General features: G+C 59.6%; 4 protein-coding genes. 3 read left to right on the top strand and 1 reads right to left on the bottom strand.

Annotation, left to right across the window (positions count from 1 at the left end; genetic code table 11):
• Nucleotides 1–361 precede the first annotated feature (361 nt).
• A complete protein-coding gene (locus SOP95_RS31400) occupies nt 362–562 on the bottom strand; it encodes a YbdD/YjiX family protein (RefSeq protein WP_274077804.1) in 201 nt (66 codons plus the stop codon).
• 242 nt (nt 563–804) lie between these two features.
• Here SOP95_RS31400 and SOP95_RS31395 point away from each other — a divergent pair, with 242 nt between their 5' ends.
• From SOP95_RS31395 to msrA, 3 genes are read left to right on the top strand one after another with little or no spacing between them, the layout of a single operon-like run.
• Nucleotides 805–1410 (top strand): SCO family protein, encoded by a 606-nt coding sequence (locus SOP95_RS31395; protein ID WP_046818741.1) that lies wholly within the window; start codon nt 805–807, stop codon nt 1408–1410.
• The gene (locus SOP95_RS31390; protein WP_323609503.1) at nt 1410–1898 is read left to right on the top strand and encodes a copper chaperone PCu(A)C; all 489 of its coding nucleotides are present in this window, start codon (nt 1410–1412) and stop codon (nt 1896–1898) included. The genes SOP95_RS31395 and SOP95_RS31390 overlap by 1 nt, the downstream gene beginning before the upstream one ends.
• A 53-nt stretch (nt 1899–1951) precedes the next feature.
• Nucleotides 1952–2458 carry a peptide-methionine (S)-S-oxide reductase MsrA gene (gene msrA, locus SOP95_RS31385; protein WP_323609502.1) on the top strand — a complete coding sequence of 169 codons (507 nt, stop codon included), beginning with the start codon at nt 1952–1954 and terminating at the stop codon, nt 2456–2458.
• The last annotated feature ends 157 nt before the right edge of the window (nt 2459–2615 follow it).

The raw sequence follows: 2615 nt of genomic DNA, 5'->3' as shown, positions 1-2615 counted from the left end.
AGGTAAATTGAATTTGTGGCGTGACACATATCCGTAGGAGCCGGCTTGCTGGCGATGCGATGGTGGCCGTTATGCCGCCATCGCTGGCAAGCCAGCTCCTACAGGTTTCGTGCAGGTAAGTTGAATTTTTGGCGTGACACATACCCGTAGGAGCCGGCTTGCTGGCGATGCGATGGTGGCCGTTATGCCGCCATCGCTGGCAAGCCAGCTCCTACAGGTTTCGCTCAGGTAAGTTGAATTTTTGGCGTGACGCATATCCGTAGGAGCCGGCTTGCTGGCGATGCGATGGTGGCCGTTATGAGGCCATCTCGGGCGAGCCAGCCCTGCAGTGGATCGGGGCCATAAGCGGGAGTTTGCAGCATCAGCAACACCGCGTATTACATTTCCCACGACCGAAACGCGCCTCCTGACGCTCACGAAAAAACGCCTCCTGGCTCATCACCGGCTCCCCCGGATGGGTGATCGCCCGCTGCGCAACGTAGTTGTCGTAATCAGGTACGCCCACCATCAAACGCGCACTCTGGCCAAGGAAACGGGCGGCTTGCTGCAGTTTACGGATCATGACGATACTCGCTTCAACTCGTTGGAAAGCGCCATCTAATCGCAAGTTTGTATCTGCAATGTGTCGGCATCCGCCGCGTTTGTATTTTCATGTATTACACCGACCGCGACCTTTTGGCGCATGACCGGCTGGCCATCGATTGAGCGCCAACGGGCAACAGTTTGTTAACATCCACGCGCTTTTTCTCGTCTCAGAGATCAGCCACTGTAGATTTCCAGTCGCTACACAGGATGCTTTTTTCCATGAGTACGTTGTATTCCCGCCGCACGGTCCTGCAAGGCATGAGCCTGCTGAGCCTCGGCCTGCTCGCCGGCTGTGATGACAGCAGCAAGCTGTCGTTCAAGTACGGCAAGGACCTGAGCGACAAGATCATGGGGCGTTCCTTCAAGCTCAAGGATGCCGACGGCGAAACCCGCATGCTCGGCAGCTATCAGGGCCTGATGCCGATGATCTTCTTCGGTTTCACCCAGTGCCCGGCCGTCTGCCCGACCACGCTGGCCCGCGCCGCCCAGGCGAAAAAACTGATGGGCCGCGATGGCGAGCGCCTGCAAGTGATCTTCATCACCCTGGACCCCGAACGCGATACCCCCGAGTTGCTCGACAAGTACGTGAAGGCCTTCGACCCGAGTTTCGAAGCGCTGTCCGGCACCCTGGAAGAAACCGCCGCCACCGCCAAGGAGTTCGGCGTATTCTTCGAGAAAGTCCCCAGCGGCGATACCTACACCCTGTCCCATACCGCGACCAGCTTCGTGTTCGACTCCCGGGGCAATTTGCGCCTCGGCCTGTCCGCGTCCCTTACCGCTCAAGAGTGCGCAGAAGACCTGCTCACCGTCATGGAGGTCTGCTGATGACTTTGTTTTGCGCACCACGTATCAAACAACTGGCCCTGGGCCTGGCCCTGATCGGCATGGCGTGGCAGGTGTCCGCGCAAACCCAGGTCAACGACGCCTGGGTTCGGGCGACGGTGGCCGGCCAGCCTTCGAGCGGCGCCTTCATGACCTTGCAGGCCGACACTGACAGCAAGCTGCTCAGCGTGCAGTCGCCCGTGGCGAAGTTGGTGCAGATTCACCAGTCGAGCATGAAAGACGATGTGATGAGCATGCAGCAGGTCGAGTCCGTGGCGTTGCCGGCCGGCAAGCCGGTGAGCTTCGATCCCCATGGCTACCACATCATGCTCATGGACCTGACGGGCCAGATCAAGGAAGGTAGCAAAGTGCCGTTGACCTTGACCGTGGAAAACGCCAAGGGCGAGAAAGAGACGATCAAGGTAGACGCCGAGGCCCGGGCACTGGGTACGATGGATCACGGCAACATGGATCACAGCAAGATGCATTGAGGGACTGACGGCCTCCCCTCCGGAGGCCGCGCTTTGATGGGAGGTGCGTACTGATGACGACGAACACCGAAACCGCCATCCTCGCCGGCGGCTGCTTCTGGGGCATGCAGGATCTGCTGCGGCGCTACCCTGGCGTGATCTCCACGCGGGTGGGCTACACCGGTGGTGATGTGCCCAATGCGACCTATCGCAACCATGGCTCCCACGCCGAAGCGATCGAAATCGACTTCGACCCGGAGCAGATCAGTTATCGGCAGATCCTTGAGTTTTTCTTTCAGATCCATGATCCGAGCACCCTCAATCGTCAGGGCAACGATATCGGCATGAGCTATCGCTCGGCGATCTATTATCTGGATGAAGCGCAACAGCGCGTGGCCGAGGATACAGTGGCCGACGCTGATGCCTCTGGCCTGTGGCCGGGCAAGGTGGTCACGGAGATCGAACCCGCCGGGCCGTTCTGGGAGGCGGAACCTGAGCATCAGGACTACCTCGAGCACTACCCCAACGGCTACACCTGCCACTTCATACGACCGAACTGGACGTTGCCCAAGCGTAAATGATTTGTGGGCGCTGGCTTGCTGGCTATGGTGTCCTTGAGGGCCTCTTCGCTGGCAAGCCAGCTCCTACAATGTTTTGCGCCGCACGTGAGTCCGTGGCCACCGCGGACCTGTAGGAGCCCGGCTTGCCGGCGACGGCGTCCTTGAGTATTGCATCGAT

It is taken from the genome of Pseudomonas sp. YuFO8 (assembly GCF_035065025.1).
Taxonomy (GTDB): Bacteria; Pseudomonadota; Gammaproteobacteria; order Pseudomonadales; family Pseudomonadaceae; genus Aquipseudomonas; species Aquipseudomonas putida_AE.
This window is presented reverse-complemented; position numbering and strand designations above follow the sequence as displayed.

Excerpts from the sequence above, each read along its gene's own strand:
- SOP95_RS31395 (WP_046818741.1), top strand. The coding sequence starts at position 805 with ATGAGTACGTTGTATTCCCGCCGCACGGTCCTGCAAGGCATGAGCCTG.
- SOP95_RS31390 (WP_323609503.1), top strand. The coding sequence starts at position 1,410 with ATGACTTTGTTTTGCGCACCACGTATCAAACAACTGGCCCTGGGCCTG.
- SOP95_RS31400 (WP_274077804.1), bottom strand. The coding sequence starts at position 562 with ATGATCCGTAAACTGCAGCAAGCCGCCCGTTTCCTTGGCCAGAGTGCG.
- msrA (WP_323609502.1), top strand. The coding sequence starts at position 1,952 with ATGACGACGAACACCGAAACCGCCATCCTCGCCGGCGGCTGCTTCTGG.